General features: G+C 43.6%; 10 protein-coding genes and 1 pseudogene. All 11 read right to left on the bottom strand.

All coding sequences use genetic code 11. The features are described from left to right. Positions 1 to 66: 66 nt before the first annotated feature. The 11 genes and pseudogenes from MKHDV_RS01590 to MKHDV_RS01540 all read right to left on the bottom strand — a co-directional run bounded on the left by MKHDV_RS01590 (position 67) and on the right by MKHDV_RS01540 (position 17,494). On the bottom strand, positions 67 to 1,359 hold the full coding sequence (locus MKHDV_RS01590) for a sensor domain-containing diguanylate cyclase (protein WP_160711556.1): 1,293 nt from the start codon (positions 1,357 to 1,359) through the stop codon (positions 67 to 69). 640 nt (positions 1,360 to 1,999) lie between these two features. Beyond that, positions 2,000 to 5,980: a DUF748 domain-containing protein gene (locus MKHDV_RS01585; RefSeq protein ID WP_160711554.1), complete on the bottom strand. Its 3,981-nt coding sequence runs from the start codon at positions 5,978 to 5,980 to the stop codon at positions 2,000 to 2,002. A gap of 1,212 nt (positions 5,981 to 7,192) precedes the next feature. Beyond that, positions 7,193 to 8,104, bottom strand: a complete 912-nt coding sequence (locus MKHDV_RS01580) for an SdiA-regulated domain-containing protein (protein WP_160711552.1) — start codon at positions 8,102 to 8,104, stop codon at positions 7,193 to 7,195. Positions 8,105 to 8,797: 693 nt separating this feature from the next. Further along, a complete protein-coding gene (locus tag MKHDV_RS01575; RefSeq protein WP_160711550.1) occupies positions 8,798 to 9,022 on the bottom strand; it encodes a hypothetical protein in 225 nt (74 codons plus the stop codon). A 50-nt stretch (positions 9,023 to 9,072) separates the two neighbouring features. Further along, positions 9,073 to 11,010, bottom strand: coding sequence for an aldehyde ferredoxin oxidoreductase family protein (locus MKHDV_RS01570; protein ID WP_160711548.1), 1,938 nt, complete (start codon positions 11,008 to 11,010; stop codon positions 9,073 to 9,075). A 41-nt stretch (positions 11,011 to 11,051) separates the two neighbouring features. After that, a pseudogene (locus tag MKHDV_RS01565) lies at positions 11,052 to 12,355 on the bottom strand (TRAP transporter large permease). Next, complete coding sequence (locus MKHDV_RS01560; protein WP_160711546.1) at positions 12,343 to 12,891, bottom strand: TRAP transporter small permease; 549 nt, start codon at positions 12,889 to 12,891, stop codon at positions 12,343 to 12,345. Before MKHDV_RS01560 ends, MKHDV_RS01565 begins: the two are co-directional and overlap by 13 nt. Before the next feature lie 169 nt (positions 12,892 to 13,060). Further along, a complete protein-coding gene (gene dctP / locus MKHDV_RS01555; protein ID WP_160711544.1) occupies positions 13,061 to 14,056 on the bottom strand; it encodes a TRAP transporter substrate-binding protein DctP in 996 nt (331 codons plus the stop codon). A gap of 84 nt (positions 14,057 to 14,140) precedes the next feature. After that, positions 14,141 to 15,751, bottom strand: coding sequence for an L-serine ammonia-lyase, iron-sulfur-dependent, subunit alpha (locus MKHDV_RS01550; protein ID WP_160711542.1), 1,611 nt, complete (start codon positions 15,749 to 15,751; stop codon positions 14,141 to 14,143). Between the two features lie 61 nt (positions 15,752 to 15,812). Then, positions 15,813 to 17,189 carry an NAD(P)/FAD-dependent oxidoreductase gene (locus MKHDV_RS01545; RefSeq protein WP_160711540.1) on the bottom strand — a complete coding sequence of 459 codons (1,377 nt, stop codon included), beginning with the start codon at positions 17,187 to 17,189 and terminating at the stop codon, positions 15,813 to 15,815. 2 nt (positions 17,190 to 17,191) lie between these two features. Then, positions 17,192 to 17,494: a (2Fe-2S)-binding protein gene (locus tag MKHDV_RS01540; protein ID WP_160711538.1), complete on the bottom strand. Its 303-nt coding sequence runs from the start codon at positions 17,492 to 17,494 to the stop codon at positions 17,192 to 17,194. Between the last annotated feature and the right edge of the window lie 41 nt (positions 17,495 to 17,535).

The raw sequence follows: 17,535 nt of genomic DNA, 5'->3' as shown, positions 1-17,535 counted from the left end.
TGTTATGTAAGACTCAGACGATGAGAATGTACTTTCATTCGCCTTGTATACTAGCTCAACGGCTCATTACTCATCGAAAAAAACAACGGTGTTTCGTCCGCTCTCTTTCGCTTTGTAGAGGCGCTGATCAGCACTTCTAAGTAATTCTTCAGTCTCTACATACTCAGAAGTAGCACCGGCAACGCCAATACTTATAGTGCACCGAACAAAGTTCCCACAATAGATGGTATCTTTGTCAGCAAAGTTTTTGCGCAACCTCTCAGCAACTTGGACTGCCTTATAGCGAGTGGTCTGAGGCAAAAACACTGCAAATTCTTCCCCCCCAACTCTGGCAAACAAGTCATTATCTCTAAGCTGTTCCCTGCAAAGCGTAGCAAAGTCACGCAAAACAGCATCGCCTGCTTCGTGCCCGTATGTGTCATTAATGTTTTTAAAATTATCCAAATCAATCATCAAGACTGAACACTTCAGACTTTCTTGATCCACATCGTCCGTGAGGTATTCAATCCTACGGAAAAACTCTTTTCTATGCAGTGCACCTGTAAGGTCGTCTGTAGTGGCCATCCTCAGCAGATACTCTTCTTTGGCTTTGCGCTTAGTAATATCGTCAATTACCCACAATACACCTTTGTACAGATTGGCAGGGACATTTCTATCTATAGCCTGCCCAGTAAAGGAACACCAGATAGTGTTCCCGTCTTGCCTACGCATTTGATATTCAAATTTCAAAGGCTTCCCATGGGCGAGCTCTGGATAAATTGTTTCACCAAACTCATCATATTTATCTAACGAAATATGGAGCTGCCTCATGCTAATGCCTTTAAGTTCGTCTGGAGACGCATACCCTAAAACATCTGCAAGAGCTTGATTTGCCCGCCGTAGATATCTTCCGCCAGTTAAAAGCATTAAACCAACTTTACAGTTGCTAAAAATAAGCTCCAATTCATACAGCGCGTCAGCTAAATCAGTTTCCATTGCCCGACTAAAGGTAAGGTCACGCATGGCCGTAGCGCGAAACTTACGACCTTTTAAAATAACATTATTCGCTCTGACTTCAGCTGGGAAAAACGTGCCATCCTTGCGTTTGCAAGTGGCAAAGTAGGGCTCGGTAAGTCCTTTGCTTGCATTTTCCTTTGCAGTAGAATGTGATTCCTTTGCCAGGAAATCAAACGCAGTAAGATGTAAAAGCTCTTCTGATGTATAGCCCAAAACATGAACGGCCTCTGCGTTTGCAGCAACACATTTTAGGTCTTCGTCAAAAATCCCAATAGCCTCAAAGGCTACATCATTAAGAGCTTTTTCTATTTCGAGTTGTTCTTTTAAGTGAGCGATCTGTATTTTGGCTTCTTTCAAATCCATATACTTCCTCAAAAGATAAATTACAGGAGAAAGGGCGGGAAATCATTTTTCAAATTATCCCGTTAGTAAAATCATGTCCTTTATTGTTTATTGAGCAGCGTTATAGCCATGATAGCAATAGATCTATTCTATTGCACAATAAAATTGTATCAGTCGACATTGTGTAACCAAAGCAATGAAATGATTTCTCCACCTTAAAGGTATACATAACGCATAGCTTATACGGCATAAAGCGAGTAGAAAATATTTTAATGAAGCCTGTTACATTGTAAACTGGCAATATTCCCCCGCCTAGATATATTGACTATTCTATACTTAAAACATATAGAGATATTTTCTACATAATAAGAGAGAGATACAGCATGGTGTTACAAAAGTGTGTCCAGTGTTGTAATAGTATTATAAACAAAAGTGACTTTTACAATTCCACAACGGCCACTCCCACATTTTCTATAATAAAAAACTGCATCACACATATCATCAAAACATTTTTCTGGCTTGTACTAGCAATAATCCTTGGAGTAGGGAGTCTGTTTATGCACATCCTCTCTACTTTTCAGAATATATAAAAAAGGCTGCACCCACGTGAATGTGTGCAGCCTTTCGACTTCTCGATGTGCAAGTCAACCTATGGATAAATCTATTGTTTTAATTTTAATTGTACAGACGTAGCATGTGAGTCCTGTTTACTTGCCCCCGCCTGAATAGCCTTCACTCGACTCTCCAATTTTGGAGAATTGCCAATGATCACTTTACGAACAGCCTCAGCTCTATCAAGTGAGAGTTTGCGCAATGCTTCATGCGAAGTGTCCACAGAATTGCGAAGATATTCTTCCATCTGTTGCACTGACTGATCGTCGTATCCAAAGACCCCGCCAGGGCGACCGTCATTTTTCCCTTCCGGGACGTTTTCGTACGCCGCCTTAAGAAACTCCTCATAGTTAAATCTTGGAATTGCCGCTGATTCAATATCAATATTTTTCTTTGTGGCGCTTGAAAGAGTGTCATACCATTCTTTTTTAACAGCCATGCTAAGCGCACGGTCTTTCAAACCTTTCACATCGATCTCTGTATTGTAATGTCCAAGACATTCAAGGGTAATAGACGTCTTTGTTTTCAATACTGACGCAATCTTAGTGAGCATTTTGATATCTGACTTAGGAACCAACGCAGAACCAGGCTTAAAGGTAATGTATTGTGCCTCTTCAGGCGAAACATCACCAATTAGTGAACCTAGCAAGGTAAACGGTGAAACAGCAGCCTTAACAATGATGTTCACCAGAGTTTTTGTAATAATCTGGTTAAGATGGAAGTTAGGATCTTTTAAGTCGCCTGTAACTGGCAATGTTAGCGGAATGTTCCCATTTGGTTCTCTCATAAGTGAAAGACCTAGTTTAATAGGTACAGACGGTGCTTTTGACTGCGCGTTTCTTTCGCCGAGCGTGAAGTCTTCGAATAAAAGTTTATTTTCAGCATTAAGTTTATTCTGCTGAATTTTTAATTTTACATGCGCATTCAGTGAGCCCGTTTTAACAGGGTAGGCAATGTACTTGACGGTATATGGACTAAATTTATCCAGCCCAATGTCGTCCAGTTTCAATATCATGTTAAGCGCAAGTGGCGAGGCCATAGGATTCACAGTGCCTGTTGCAGAGATTTTTCGCCCCTGTAAGGTCGCTGAAAAATTAACCGGTGATGGTTTTCTATTGGATAGACTAAACTGCTTATATGTCACCGCGATGTTTTCAATATCAAGTACAACATTAGGAGAAATAGATGCATCCTGAAAAGTTACAGCACCATTCTTAATGGAAATTGAGCCAATCGAAATGCCGAATGGTTTCGTTGTAGCTTGAATCGCAGCACCTCTGTTTCGTTGCTGTGCTTTCTGAGCGCCACCGCCTTTAGGCTTCCCTTGGACGGCGCGTGCAATATTAGTAGACCCGTTCCGCTCTAAAACAACTTTAGTTTCAGGTTTTACGATGGCTACTGACTGGATGTTAGCGCTATTTTTTGCAGAATCAAATTCAGCCTTTTTAACAGAAATCTGCTGAACAGAGCCAATGTGTTCCTTAACAGAATTGCTGTCCGCTGAAAGATTCTTAACAGTAACATCAGCAGCTACCTTAATTTGAGTGTCACCAGTTTCCGGAACAGAAAGATTTCCCTTAGCAGTGGCATCCACAGTACCTTTGCTTATGGTTACTTCTGAGTATTCATTAATATACTCTGCGAAATCTGGAATATTTAGATTTTTAACATTCACATCGCCATCAACCGCAAGGGGAGAGTGAGCAAAGGTACCCTTTGCTTTAATGGTACTCTTTGCATTTACACCAGTTGAAACAGAAAAAGCAGAAGGCTTGTTGTCAAACGTAATGTCGCTTGCTGTTATCGCAACGTCTTTCAAACTTGTGATGACAGTTTTCTTAAGAGCTGTATCGTGGAGCGTAATTTTACCATTCTTTACTGCAACGCCCTGAATACGCAATTTCCAAGGGCTACCACCTGAAGCTTTTTGGGGAGCTTTTGTAAGAGGCTTTGCATCGGAAGCGGGGGACTCTGCAACCAGAAGAGAAATGATGTCTATTCCATCTTTACTTCTAGTTATCGTAATATCCGGCCCGAGGAAGCCAATATTCCCAATTGCAACAGATTGTTTTTTCAAGTCAATATTTGCGCCGTCGACCGCGAGGGTTTTCAGAATAATAGGGGCTTTTTTGAAATTTTTCCCTGTCAAAGCAAGATCCTGAAGTTTGATACTACCATTGGCAATATTAACCAAAACTTCAGCTGCCGAACTGGTAGAGACCTGAATATCAGCAGTTGCATTAAGTACGCCACCACCTATTTGGGCAGGGGTAGCGGCCGCAATATACGGCATAAACTGAGCGAGTCCTAAATTATTGATGGTTGCTTTTAAGTTGGCAGTTACAGGAGAAAGGCTCACTCCACCCACAACCTCAATCATTTTTTTCTCACCCACGACAACAGAAACGTCAGCAGAGCTCTTGGATTCTGTTGTTATGTTTTTAACGATAATTTCAATTGGAGCCAGCGTGGTTGAAAATGTGCCAGGAACAGTGCTGTCCTTAAAAAGAACTTTCCCTTTTTTAATAGAGAATGATTCCAGAATCACTGTAAAGGAATGGTCTTTCTCACCCTCAGGCTTTTTTTCTGCAGCAGGAGTGCTTGTTGCATCCTGAACTGGTTCACTTTTCGCTACCGTCTTTGCTTGATCTTTAGTCTTTGCATCCCCCGGGGGGGCAGGAGGCACACTATCTTTAGTTACAGGCGCTGATTTGGTCGCAGGCTTTACTTTACCTGTAGTTTTTACCTTATCTGTAGGCTTCACTTCGTCTGTAGGCTTTACCTTGCCCACTGGCTTGTCAGTTACTTTTGTAGCTGATTTGGTAGCTGACTTAGCCGCAGTTTTTGTCGCAGGCTTGGTCGCTGATTTTGTAACTGATTTTGTAACTGATTTGGTGGCTGATTTGGTGGCTGATTTGGTCGCGGTTTTTTGGGCAACCTCTACAGATTTATCCTTCTGAGGAACAAAATATGTTGCCCAATTTATTGAATTATCCTTTTGTCTGTGGACTTCAACATAAGGCGAATCAATCTCTATACTTTCAAGAAAAACTTTTCTCTCTGCCAGCGAAAAATCTTTAAGCTTCAAAGTAAAATGCGGAATAGATAAAACTTCGGCCTTATCTTTTTTCGTTAAGGCAAGATTTTTAAGCTCTACGACACCATCTACATGCAAATCTATCGGCTTATTAACAGGACGGCTAAACCCGAGGTTAACAGAAATTTTCATGTCACCGGAAGTCAAAGCTACTGGAGACTCGATAGGGACGTATCTCCAATATCTGGCAAGAGGAATCTCGTCTGTAGCAAAAGAAAACTTCGTTAAAAGATTGTTTGAAAACGGATAGGTTGATCCATCGAGATCAAAAGGTGTGCCGTTGATAAGCATAGAAAGTTTAGGTGTTACCGCTTCGTCAAAATCACTTTCAAACGAAGAAGCAAGCGGAACAGCAAGAGAAAGTTTACTGATAGTCTGAACTGCGTCTTCTTTCTCGTCATTAAACACAATATCGCCATTTTCCAGAATCAAGTTCAGAACCTTAAACGGGAAAATACGTTGGTCTTTCTTCTCTTCATCAGGATCAGGATTTTTTGCAGCTTCCGCCGCCAACTTGGCTTGATGTTCTAAAATGTCATCAATAGAAAGACTATCATCTTTGTAGCGAGTGATATTTATTTTTGGCTCAACTATTCGTACATGTGCGACAATTGGAGCAAGCGCCAAAATAGATTTAGCAGATAATTGTGCTTCAAAAGTAGTGACGGAGAATAGGTTACCATTACCATCTTTCTTTTCAATGGCTATTTTATCGAAGACTACCCGCAATGTAAGAGGATTCAGATGTACTTTTTCGATAGTAACCTTACGTTGAATCAGCGGTGGGAGCTGTTCCTCCAACTGCCACTTTGCGACAGGCGCAATGACAAGAAATCCTACAAGAACATACAACAGGAAAAGTGAAAGCAGGGTTCCTATAGTGATAGTTGTAATCTTACGCGGTCTCGTTGCAACGAAAAATTTCCAGTTCATTGTAGCCTCTTAGTGCAAAAGTAAAGGCTGGGCTATGAAGAGCTGCTTAAGCAGATTAGCGGCTCTTTTTTTCATAGTTACGCCATGTTCTGATTACATTGGTCGAAAAGTGGCATTCCTAATTGGTTCATGAAAAAAGATCAATCAGCAATGGTGATGCTCCATGGCAAATCTTAACCTGAAACAAAGTGAACAGCCAACAGATAACTACCTGACGATGAGAAAAAACTCCCTGTTTTCATCAGGTAGAGAGCATAGGTGTCCAGCATTTTTTCACTATCCTTCGTGTTATATTTATGTATAATTTTTGCTGGGTTGACAAATATACAGAGTCAAAAAGTAGAACCCGCATCACAGTTTTGCGAATCACCTAGTAATCAAAAAAGTGCCTCTGCCATACTCCCTAAAAAGGTATGGCAGAGACACTTTTGAATTAAACGACATAACTATTCTCCTGTCATCAGGAATGCCTGAAAAAGATAACACTAACACCACAAGATCTATTGTTAACGTACTACGCTGGTAGACCGAGACAAGCATCTAAAAATATTGTCCATTGCCTGAGCATCCAAGGAAATCTTACGAGAATCTGCTGAATTCATAAGTATGCTTTGCAACCAAAAAACAGCCAAAGGACAACAAAATACATTAGGAGTAGGGCAAGCTTTGTACTCCAGCCTGCAATGGCAGTTATACGTGTGCTTGTTCCGCCCTCGACATCATGGTCAACATATTCGGAATCTTGTGAAAGCTGCCAAAGCTTTGCAACCAGCTTTTTTGATGAATATCTACAACATCCTTAGAAGAGAATGGAATAAATTTCTTAAGAATTAACAAACTCATCACTACGGCACCAATCAAAAATGAGTAAAGAGAAAAGAACCCAGCGCAAAAAAGCGGGTTCCAGCGCTACAAAAGAAAGATCCCAACACACGTTATGATTACGAAAGCGCCAATCATTACAACAAGAGTCCCCGTCGAAAAAGCACTATGAGCATAGGAGAGATGGGGACAAAAAATTTGTTATTCAACAACAAATTCAACTTCAAAACACATCAAAAAATTGGGTAACAATGTAGCGGTATATCAAAAACGACTCTCAAATAAGAAAAAAAAGAGGATGAGTATACAAGAAAATGCCCGTCCTCATAGCATGTGAGAGCGGGCATTTTATATATTAAGTTGTGCGCCAACGTTATGAAACAAAACTCGTTATGGAGAGGTTTTAGTAAATCGGTAAAACAAGTTCGGTTCGCTGATTATGTAAAGATTACCTTGCGCATCAAGTGTAACACCTTCTGCCTGTGGAATGTCCTCGTGCAAACCATTAAAACCTGCTTCCAAATCGAAATAGCTGACGGCATGGCCATCATTATTTACCTCAGCAAGTAGTTTTGCCTCATCGCTTAACAAGAGGAGGTGGCCTGTTTTTGCGTCAAAATGTAAGCCAGACAAGTCATCAAGATTAAAATCGTTAATATCGATATGAGCCGGCACACCAACAGCGACGCCTTGTGTACCTTCTACCAAACCTGTTACCGAAATCAATTTTAATGGATTACGTTCCTGCACTGCATAAATAACTTTTGCTTTTGCATCAAAAGCAAGCCCTTCAAGCCCATTGTTATCTGAACCGCCTTGCTTGAGTGTAATAAAACGCAAGTTCTTACGGTTCAGTGCTTTAGTCTGAGCATTAATCGGTGCAACCACTATGGAAAAATCCCTTTCATCAGCGATGACGAACGTGTTGTTGCCAACATAAGCAACGGCTTCGGTATCAGAGAAATTCTCTAAAAGAATTCTCCTCACCGGTGCAAACGTCATATTCAGTTCTATAAGTTCTTGAGGTTGATTTGTAATAATCCATAGTGTGTCATTGTCGTAATCGTATGTAATTCCCGATACGTTCTTATCCACATCTTGAATTTGCAATGCCTGCACATCAACACGGTAATCTGGAAGCCAAATCGCGCTTTCTTTTTGTGCATCTGAAGCATGCCAATCCATCCAGCGATAATAAGCTTTGTCATCCCAGTCGAACCAATAACTAAGGCATACTAAAATCAAAACAAGTGCAGCAGAAATGATCAATATGCTGTTACAGCATTTTCGTTTTTGAAACATAAGTAAGGTCCTTAATATGAAGATAAATTCACGTCCCATAAAGAGAAAAAGACGTAGTTGAAAAATAGAGAATGCAATCAGAAGAGGGGGGGGACTTCAATTTTTTACGATTATAGCGCTTGTCTAATCGTCCTCTATGTCTTCCAACAATACGTCCATTTCTGGATCGATAATTATTTAAAGCGGCTTGTTGTTGACTATCATCTGGATTTCATAGTTTGCCCAACTATCATAGTATTCAACATACGCTTTGTATGCGAACCAATTTTCTGAGTTCTCTGCAATAGCTATTGCTTCTCGCAAATTTACCTTAACCGTTTTTAACGAACTGTATCTATTAGTAATCCGAAAAAGAATACTGTGAAATTTTTCGGAGTTCCAACGGTAATCACACCTCCGGTGACAGAGGAAAAATCAACACGCAGAATTTCATCATCACAAATAAGAGTTATTTCAATACCATTGTCGGCAAAAGAAAAAGCGATTGCGATACCCGCTGCTGCAGCAGCAAAAAAAGACCTCCGTTTTGTTCTACGGAGGTCATAATGCTTAGTGATGCTTGCTCAAGCATTACTGGAACATTACCGATTTGAAATGTTAGAAAATGAAAGGGTGATTAGGAGCAATAATTGTGGCGATTTTTACTGCTAGTGAACTATTATTCAAACAAAAGTTAAAGTGACGGATCAACACCTAGCCACCGCCCATTCTAGGATAGATGGTTAGGTTATCGTGTGAATTAAGCTGAGTACTTAGTAAACAAAGCTTCCCGTTCACAATAGCCATTATTCCGTGCTTCTTTTTCGTAATGCCCGCTAGCTCAAGAGTCTCTGCGATTGTCCATCCTTGCTCAATAATGATTGTGACAGGCTCCTTCGGCCAAGAGGGCAGCCCCTTGCATGTGATTGTTACTGGCATATTCACTCCAAAAAAATCCCGCAATTTAAAAAACTGCGGGAGTAAGATACTTAAATATTAAGCTGGTCTGCAATCCAGTCTAAGCGCAGGCGTGAATAAGTTTCACGGGTTGGATTCCCTGTGGATTCATCCCAACCACTTTGCTTATAGTATTCACTAAGAGCACTTTCAAATTCATCTTTTTTAAGACAAAGCCCTTTTGTGGGCCCACTGGACAACGGCGATTTGAAAAACTTTTTCGGTAAAGTATCCCGCTCACGTCCAATACCCTCACGAGCATTAAATGCACGCATCATATTCAACCTACGTTCTCCGACATCAAGCTGCTCTTGCACTGAAACATCCCAGCCTGTGACCGCTTTAAAAAGAGCTGTCACATCACTTGCCCCATACAATTCCCACGAGGGTCCCCATGCAAACTGACAAATACAAAGGCTGTCCATAAAGGAGAAATATCGCTGTGTAACACATGTGTAGCGTACTTTTTCCGGCCCTAGATCGTACTCTGGTGTACCTTTTTCTAAACCGACTTCAGCAAGACGGCTCTTAAAATCCGCAAAGTCATCTCCCTCATAAAAAGGATCATGTTCATGACTTTGATGGTCACTGCCAAACGGGTTTGTTGCATAAACCAATGCAAGACTACGTTTAAGCTGTGGCATATGGGCAGGGGTCTCCATACCTTTACTTGTAATAAGAAACTCATGTCCAAAACCAAGAGCACTGGCTGCCTTTTCTGAACCTTCAGAAAGCGTTGCACCAAATCCGCTGCAAAGCGCTATCTGACGTGTTAATTCAACCATTGCATGTCCGTTACCGAATGTAAGCTCAAGGCCACCAGTCATATCTTTTGTCAGCAGGCCAGCTTCGTAGCATTCCATTGCCCACGCAATTGTGGCACCGCAAGAGATTGTATCAACCCCGTATGCATTGCAAAGTTGGTTTGCGGCAGCAACCGCAGGCATACTGGAAACCCCGCAATACGAACCAAAGGTGGCAATGCTTTCGTACTCAGGCCCCCCATAAATCGGATCTACTTTAAAATCTTCATCGTCAATTTTAAGCACCGGCTTGCAGCGAATAATACAGCCGAAACAGGTATCACGCCCTTGGGAATCCTGCTTGCCTTCCTCATGCCCGCGGCGATATTCATCCCACATTTTCTGACCAGAGAGACCTTCCCAACCTTCATCAAACACACCATTGTTGAAGTTATGGGTTGGAAGCCCCCCACATTCCTGATGTTCTTCAATAATGGATGCCGTACCGTATTTCCCCAGTCCTTCGACCATACTGTCAGGAAGTCGCCTTGCACCTTCTTTTGCCAAGGCTTTAACCCCAGTGACATCCATAACTGCGGGACGTTTTTTACCACGAACTGCAATAGCACGCAGATTCTTACTGCCCATCACAGCACCCATTCCGGTTCTACCGTTGGCGCGATTGGCATTATTGATGATTGCAGCAAAGCGCACCAGCTTTTCTCCGGCAGGGCCACACTGAGCAATCTTGATTTTTTCGTCACCAAGCTCGGAACGAATAATTTTTTCAACCTCTGCAGTCTCTTTACCCCATAAGTTACAGGCATCATGAAGTTCTGGTTTTCCATCAATGATAGCCAGATACACAGGAGATTCGGCCCTACCGGATATGATGACGGCATCAAACCCTGCAAATTTTAACTCCGCAGGGAAAAAACCACCGCTCTGACTGTCGCCGATACATCCAGTAAGTGGAGATTTGGCAGTAACGGTAAGACGACTAAGACCTGAAACGGCAACACCGGTTGTAACCCCTACAGAAAAGCATAGCAAATTTTCTGGAGACAGTGGTTCTACGCCTGCACGCATATCTGTAAGCATGTAATGCATATTTAGTGCACTTCCGCCCATGTATTGCCTATAAAACGCCTCCGGCTGCTCATCAGCCGCGAGTGTCCGTGTAGTCAAATTAACTTTTAGAATTTTCCCTGTGTATCCATACGCCATAACTCACTCCTCATTAAAAGCGCAAACAAGATGCTTTCTCTCTAAAAAGTTACACCAAGCAGATAGCGAGGCAGGAATAGAGACAAGTCTGACCAATAGGTGGTCAAAATCAACGTTGGTAACCATGCAAAGAGAATCATATAGAAAGTCGGTGAGAGCATCTGTGTAACCTTACAGCAGGCAACACGAGCACCAAGGTACAGCATAGGTGCTGTAGGAGGAGTTACAAGTCCCATACCAAGGTTAACACCAAGAATTGCTGCAAACTGTACAGGATGAATACCAAGGTGAGTAACAACCGGCAGTAAAACTGGTGTACAGAGCAATGTTCCGCTTGTGTCATCCATAAGCATACCAATGATGATCATAAAAACGTTGACCATAAGCAGCATCACAAGATTATTATCAGAAACGGATTGCAGGAAGGTAAGAATCGCTCCCGGTAAATCTTCCATAACGTAAATGCGGCTTAGAATCATAACAACAAACAACATGCACATTACAACGCCGGAGGTAACTGAGGTACGCACCAGCACTTGAGTAAAGTTATCCTTCTTCAACCCTTTATAGACCCAAAAGCCCACAGGAATGGAGTAGAGCACTGCAATACCGGAAGCTTCCGTCGTGTCATGACACCGGCATAGATACCACCAAGCACGATAACAGGCATGAGGAGTGCAGGAGCAGCACCGCCAGTACGGGATCCCATTTCTTTAAGCTTATCTGCCAAGGAGCTTGGTTCGGCCAGAATCATGCCTTCCTGATTGCGCAATAACACAGCATTAACAATGCAAAGTAGAACTGTGAGCATAATACCAGGGCCAACAGTAGCAAGGAAACAGCTGAGTACAGACTGATAGGAAATCCATGCATAGATAATTTGAATACAGCTTGGTGGAATAAGTAATCCCAATGGACAAGCATTAACGAGCAATGCCGCAGCAAGCCCTTCCGGATAATTTGCCTTTTTCATCTCCGGAAGCATCACAGCGCCAATGCAGGAAAGAGTGGCAGCAGCAGCGCCGGAGATGGAGCCAAAAATTGCGCTGGCACACACAGCAACGGTACCAAGTCCGCTTTTTCTATCCCCGATCAAAATTTTGATTAGATCAACAAGCGGTTTTGCAATTTTCCCTTTTTCCATAAGCCCGCCCGCCATAATAAACAGCGGTACAGCGAGTAGGGCTACGGTGTTCATTTTACTGTATCCAACAGGAATCAGAGAGGTGATATTGTAATCACCAGTAAACACCATCCACATGATTGTGGCCGTAAAGCAGAAAGGCACAGGAATGCCGATAAGCAATGTACCGATTAGAATTCCGATTGATATTAGGACGTCCATTCTGTGCACTCCTCTGCGTCTGAAATGGGGTATTCTTTACGGCTGATGCGTTGCCACGCTTTAACAGCGTGAACCGCAGCATATAGCGTCATAAGTGCAAAGCCGAGGAAGATCGCACTTTGCGGAACCAGAATAGGAATGCCCCAACCCATGGTGTGCCCCATAAACTTGAACTGCCAGTACACCAATGACCAGCTCCAATAAGCAATATTTGCAGCGAGAAAAAGTTCCAGTGACCGAGCGAAAAGGTTAATGTACGCAGCAAGTTTAGGGCGAGTGTCTACTAGTGCCACTTGTATAATGTCAGCTTTAATTTGACTGTCTTCATAGCTGCCGTATGCAGCACCAATGAAATACATCCAAAAAGCAACAATCATTACAAGTTCGTCATAAGCGAACAGATCAATTTGCAAAACGTAACGCATAAACACGACACAACTGATAATGAAGACAACAAGCAAGCTTGTTACTATAAGAATAGCCCGTTCAATTTTTAATAATCCATCATATATGTATTTTAGAATGTTATAGATCATCAATAAAACTCCTGCCTGTAACAGTAACTGGTGGCTAAAAAACGGCAGATTGGCTGCTGCATCGAGTATGGCAACGTCCAGAAGCTTCTGGACAACGAGTACAGTGCATTATCAGGCCGGTATTTCTGTAAGTACTGCCCCTCTCTTCACCAAGAGAGGGGCATAACATTTAGATTTCACCAAGGTCTTTACGTACAGCAGTAAAGAGCTCTTCACCGTACAGTTTGTAGAGTTGAGGCCAGATTTTTTCGTGGAAGAAATCAGACATAACCTGTGCCTGCTCAGGAGTCGGACGCATTACAGTCAATCCAGCTTCTTCCATTTTATTCAGGTAGTAATTGTCCTGCTGTTCAGCAATTGCGTAGCTTTCAGCAGCAGCTTTTTTGAAGATATCGCGTACGATAGGGCCGTCGGCACCAAGCTTCTGGTATGCATCCTTACCCATAATAAAAGCGTTACATTCTACAAAGTTATTGTAGGCAATGTAGTATTTCTGCACATCTTTGAAGGTAAGGTAGTTAACGTCAGGAGTACCGCCAATCCAGCCATCACAAACACCTGTCTGCATTGCACTGTAGATGTCTGCCCAGTTGATAGTTGTTGTACGGAAGTTCATTTCTTTACCGGAAATCTGGAACACTTTCATTGGTGGCACACGAATAAGGATGCCTTTGTCACTGGTAGGAATAAACGGATCTTTCGGTTCAACTTTACTACCCACGCCAATAAGACCGATTACGTTAAATCCGAAAAATTCGATGTTTTTATCAGCAAGAATACGTTTGAAAATGTTGCTGAAATTGGAGTCATACGAAAAGACCTTTGGGATGTCTTCGTAGCTCTTTACAATGTATGGAATGCAGTGTGCTTCAAGGCGAATGTCGTATTCGCTTGGAAGGTTAACCTGTCCCATATCAACAGATCCACGCATGATGTCCTGAAAGAGTAATGTGTAATCCCCAAGCTGATCAGCAGGGAAAACTTTGATCTTAACGCGTCCGTCTGTCTGCTTTTGAACATCCTTTGCAGCCTGATAAAGCAACTGGGTAGAAGGGTGTTCTTCCGGATAGTGACCGGCAAAATTAAGTGTAACTGCAAAAGATGATGTCGCCATAAAGGAGAGCATAACCAGTGCTGCTGTTGCCAAAGTTAGAAAACGCCTCATGATTTCCTCCACATGTAATGATTGAAATGGAATGACCAATAAAAAAGCAAGTATCTAAACTGGTAACTGACTACAAAGATGTAGCTAGCAATTGGAACCTGAAGACGAGACGAACGTTTTGGATAAACGCTGTGCGGTAGGGGTTTGAGCAAGGCCACCAAGCCCGGTGCAACGTAACTGCAAAGGGATGTAGTTTACGACTTCACGCATGGCTGCAATGGTTTCATCCAGCGGAATAACATTGGTAAAACCTGCTGTTGCCATCCCTGAGCACGCCAAGGCATTAACAGCGGCCATGATGTTTCGCCCCATACATGGAAATTCAACGCGATCGCATATGGTGTCGCACACAAGCCCAAGCACGTTTTGGAGCGCAAGGGCAGCAGCATCTACAGCCTGCTGTGCTGTGCCACCTGAAAGTTGTACAAGTGCAGCTGCAGCCATGGCACTGCCGGAACCACATTCAACCTGACATCCACCTTCTTCTCCGGCAAAGGTGGCTTTATCTGCAATAAATACTCCTATGATCCCCGCAGCCAATAAAGCTTTAGCAACCTCTTCAGACGAAGCTTCAAGCTCATGAGCAGCAGCCCAGACAGCACCGCCAAGCACACCACAGGCTCCGGCTGTGGGGGCTGCAACAATAACTTCCATTGCGCTTTTGCAATCCATAAGCGCAGCCACATAGGAGATTATTCGTTGCATCGCACCCCCAATCAACGGATTTCCAGCAAGGGAGAGAGCAAGCGGTGCTTGTGACTGCAAGATTCTGTCAGCATAGCTTGTTCCGCTTACACCAATAGAAATGCCTTTCTCCATGATGTCTGCAAGGTGCCTCATCATTTCAAGTAATTGCTCTTGAGATTGACCGCTACGGGCGCATTCGTATTTGCTTGCCAGTTCATAGAGTGGCAATCCTGATGCGTCTTCTTGCTCAAGCATCTCTCTTGCGGTTCGAAACGGTAACTCGTTGGTATTGGCTAATACTGGCATGACCGGAGAAATGAATAGACTGCGATGTGAAGCGGTTACATTTGAAAGATCAGCCTGTTGCTGCACGGTGAAAGGGTGGAGACTTTCAAGCACGTGCAACATGCCGGAGCGGCTTTTAGAGAAAGTAGCCTTTTGGAGTGATGGGATTTTTTCTTGTAATGCTTTGTAGGCAATACCCTTAGGACAATCGCAAAAAAGTAGCGTGACATAGGTATCACCACGAAGACTCACTGATACGCCTTCTATAGATTGAATCTCAATTGCGCCACCGCCAAGGGAAACTGCTTCAAGCGTGATTGCTACGGGTTCCTCGTGGATCGCCCCCTCGTTATCCTGTGGTTTTTCTTCGACAGTAATGAGGTATGTGTTCGGGGATGTCGTAGGAATATCGTCAACAAGAAAGCGAACTGGAATACCAAGTTCTGCCGCGCGAGCTTGAGCATCTGGAAGCAGTGCACTATCTGGAGTGTAACCAAGCAGGCCGCCCACAAATCCCATAGCCGAGCCTTGGCCGTCATAGCTGTACGCAAGTGCTTCCTTGCTATCAAAGGTAACAGAAGCAGACAGGGGCGCACCGTTAACACAATCCCGTGCAATTAGCCCAATGCGAAGAGATGCTGCCACATGCGAACTGGAACAGCCACGCATTACAGGACCTATTACTTCGTTAAAAATACTTACAGGTGTAGCGGATTCAGACATGAAAGGGCTCCTTGCAGCATTATCGTATTACCGGCGGTTACATCAGTCAGCAAACCAGTGCCTACAAATCAAGATCAGAAAGTTCTCCAAGTGGAATCGGAAAAATAGGTGCTTGGATTTTGAGCGGCGTAATAAGATCATGATCTACGCCACGCTCCTCCGCTATCAGCTCCAAAATTGCGTGTTCACACATTCGCCCCTGACATTGCCCCATACCACTGCGGGACTGAGCTTTCACTCCATCCGGCGTCAGGCTTCCGTTACGAATATATTTGCGCAGAGTGCCAGCCGTAAGCTCCTCGCATCGACAAACAATTGTGTCATCTGATGGAGATAATGCGGAAGGAGACGGGCAAAAATATTGATCAAGCAAGGGCTGAGCAATCCGAACGCGTGTTAGCAGTCTGCTTGCATGTTCTGCCTGTTCATCACGTTCTTTTCGCGAGATAAATGCAGCTTTGTGACATACATCCAGTGCAGCAAGAGTACCCAAGGCTGCTGCAGCCTCTGCCCCCAAAACACCAGCACTATCACCGACGATACGAACTCCGGCCTGCGAACTTTCTCCCCATTGGGTCGTGCGTGGTGTCCAGCACCTGAGGAGCGGATTCCAGTCATGAATACATCCGGCAAGTCGTGATAGTCTGGTGTCTGGGATAACACCTTCATGAAGAAGTACAGTTGCTGCAGAAAGCTGCTTGCTTTGTCCCTTAGAAGTAAAGGAGACGCTTAACCCTTCAGAGTCTTGCGATATGGCGATATTACTCACACCGGAGAAGTGCGGGATACGAGTACGGAGGATGTTCCCCATCATGCCTGCCCCCTTAGCAAAATAAAGAGGGCGGGAGAGGGCTAGAGGAAAACGAAGACTTGCCTGCAGCAAGTTGTGAGAACCTGAAGTGCAGAGCATTCCGCGAACTTCCACACCAAGCTTTGTAAGGTGCAAAGCAGATTGCAGTAGAAGTGGGCCATTGCCGCACAAAACGACAGGACCATCCGGAATAACGCCAGAGTTTTTCAACAATAAATCGGCAGCACCTGCTCCCATCACACCGGGGAGAGTCCACCCCTCAACCGGTGCAGGACGTTCAAGTGCTCCAGTTGCAATAATGATCGTATCTGCATGGAGTGCAGATGAAACACCATTACGGCTTACATACACAATCCCCGAGTCGATTCCCCATACGGTTGTGTCAGAACACACACTCGCAGGACATGCCCTGAACTCTTGAGCAAGGCGTATGCCTTTGGAAAAATCTTTGCCAAGAAACGCCTGCAATTCAGAAGAAACGTTTTCAACATTGCGGTAAATTTGTCCGCCGATATTTGGAGAGCGGTCAACAACAAGCACAGATGCGTTGTTACTACTCGCTGCAATAGCAGCACTCATGCCTGCCGGGCCTGCGCCAATAATTATGATGTCCCAATGTTCTTGCATAACTATTCCTGACATGACGTAATTTTCGGCGCACCGAGCTGCCGCTTGATGTTCATCCCATCTTCAACCGTAATGAGGCATCCCTGCATATTCGGAGTACCGTCAATCTCAACAAGACATTCAAAACAGACGCCCATATGACAAAATGGAGCACGCTCTTCTTCGCTAATAGGTGTTGTGCGTATGTGCGAACTGCCAGCCAGCATAACAGCGGCAGCAACAGTTATTCCTGACGGTACGAGCACAGACGCTCCTTCAAATAAAATGGAGACTGTCTCGTTCGGTTGAAAAGCAAGTGTAGGCATTAATCCACTCCGATGACCAAAGGCACAGTTCAAGCTTCTAA

Origin of the sequence: Halodesulfovibrio sp. MK-HDV, assembly GCF_009914765.1 — a bacterium.
In the GTDB taxonomy this organism is placed as follows: domain Bacteria; phylum Desulfobacterota; class Desulfovibrionia; order Desulfovibrionales; family Desulfovibrionaceae; genus Halodesulfovibrio.
This window is presented reverse-complemented; position numbering and strand designations above follow the sequence as displayed.

Coding starts and splice junctions, on each gene's coding strand:
- MKHDV_RS01590 (WP_160711556.1), bottom strand. CDS start 1,359: ATGGATTTGAAAGAAGCCAAAATACAGATCGCTCACTTAAAAGAACAA.
- MKHDV_RS01585 (WP_160711554.1), bottom strand. CDS start 5,980: ATGAACTGGAAATTTTTCGTTGCAACGAGACCGCGTAAGATTACAACT.
- MKHDV_RS01580 (WP_160711552.1), bottom strand. CDS start 8,104: ATGTTTCAAAAACGAAAATGCTGTAACAGCATATTGATCATTTCTGCT.
- MKHDV_RS01575 (WP_160711550.1), bottom strand. CDS start 9,022: ATGCCAGTAACAATCACATGCAAGGGGCTGCCCTCTTGGCCGAAGGAG.
- MKHDV_RS01570 (WP_160711548.1), bottom strand. CDS start 11,010: ATGGCGTATGGATACACAGGGAAAATTCTAAAAGTTAATTTGACTACA.
- MKHDV_RS01560 (WP_160711546.1), bottom strand. CDS start 12,891: ATGATCTATAACATTCTAAAATACATATATGATGGATTATTAAAAATT.
- dctP (WP_160711544.1), bottom strand. CDS start 14,056: ATGAGGCGTTTTCTAACTTTGGCAACAGCAGCACTGGTTATGCTCTCC.
- MKHDV_RS01550 (WP_160711542.1), bottom strand. CDS start 15,751: ATGTCTGAATCCGCTACACCTGTAAGTATTTTTAACGAAGTAATAGGT.
- MKHDV_RS01545 (WP_160711540.1), bottom strand. CDS start 17,189: ATGCAAGAACATTGGGACATCATAATTATTGGCGCAGGCCCGGCAGGC.
- MKHDV_RS01540 (WP_160711538.1), bottom strand. CDS start 17,494: ATGCCTACACTTGCTTTTCAACCGAACGAGACAGTCTCCATTTTATTT.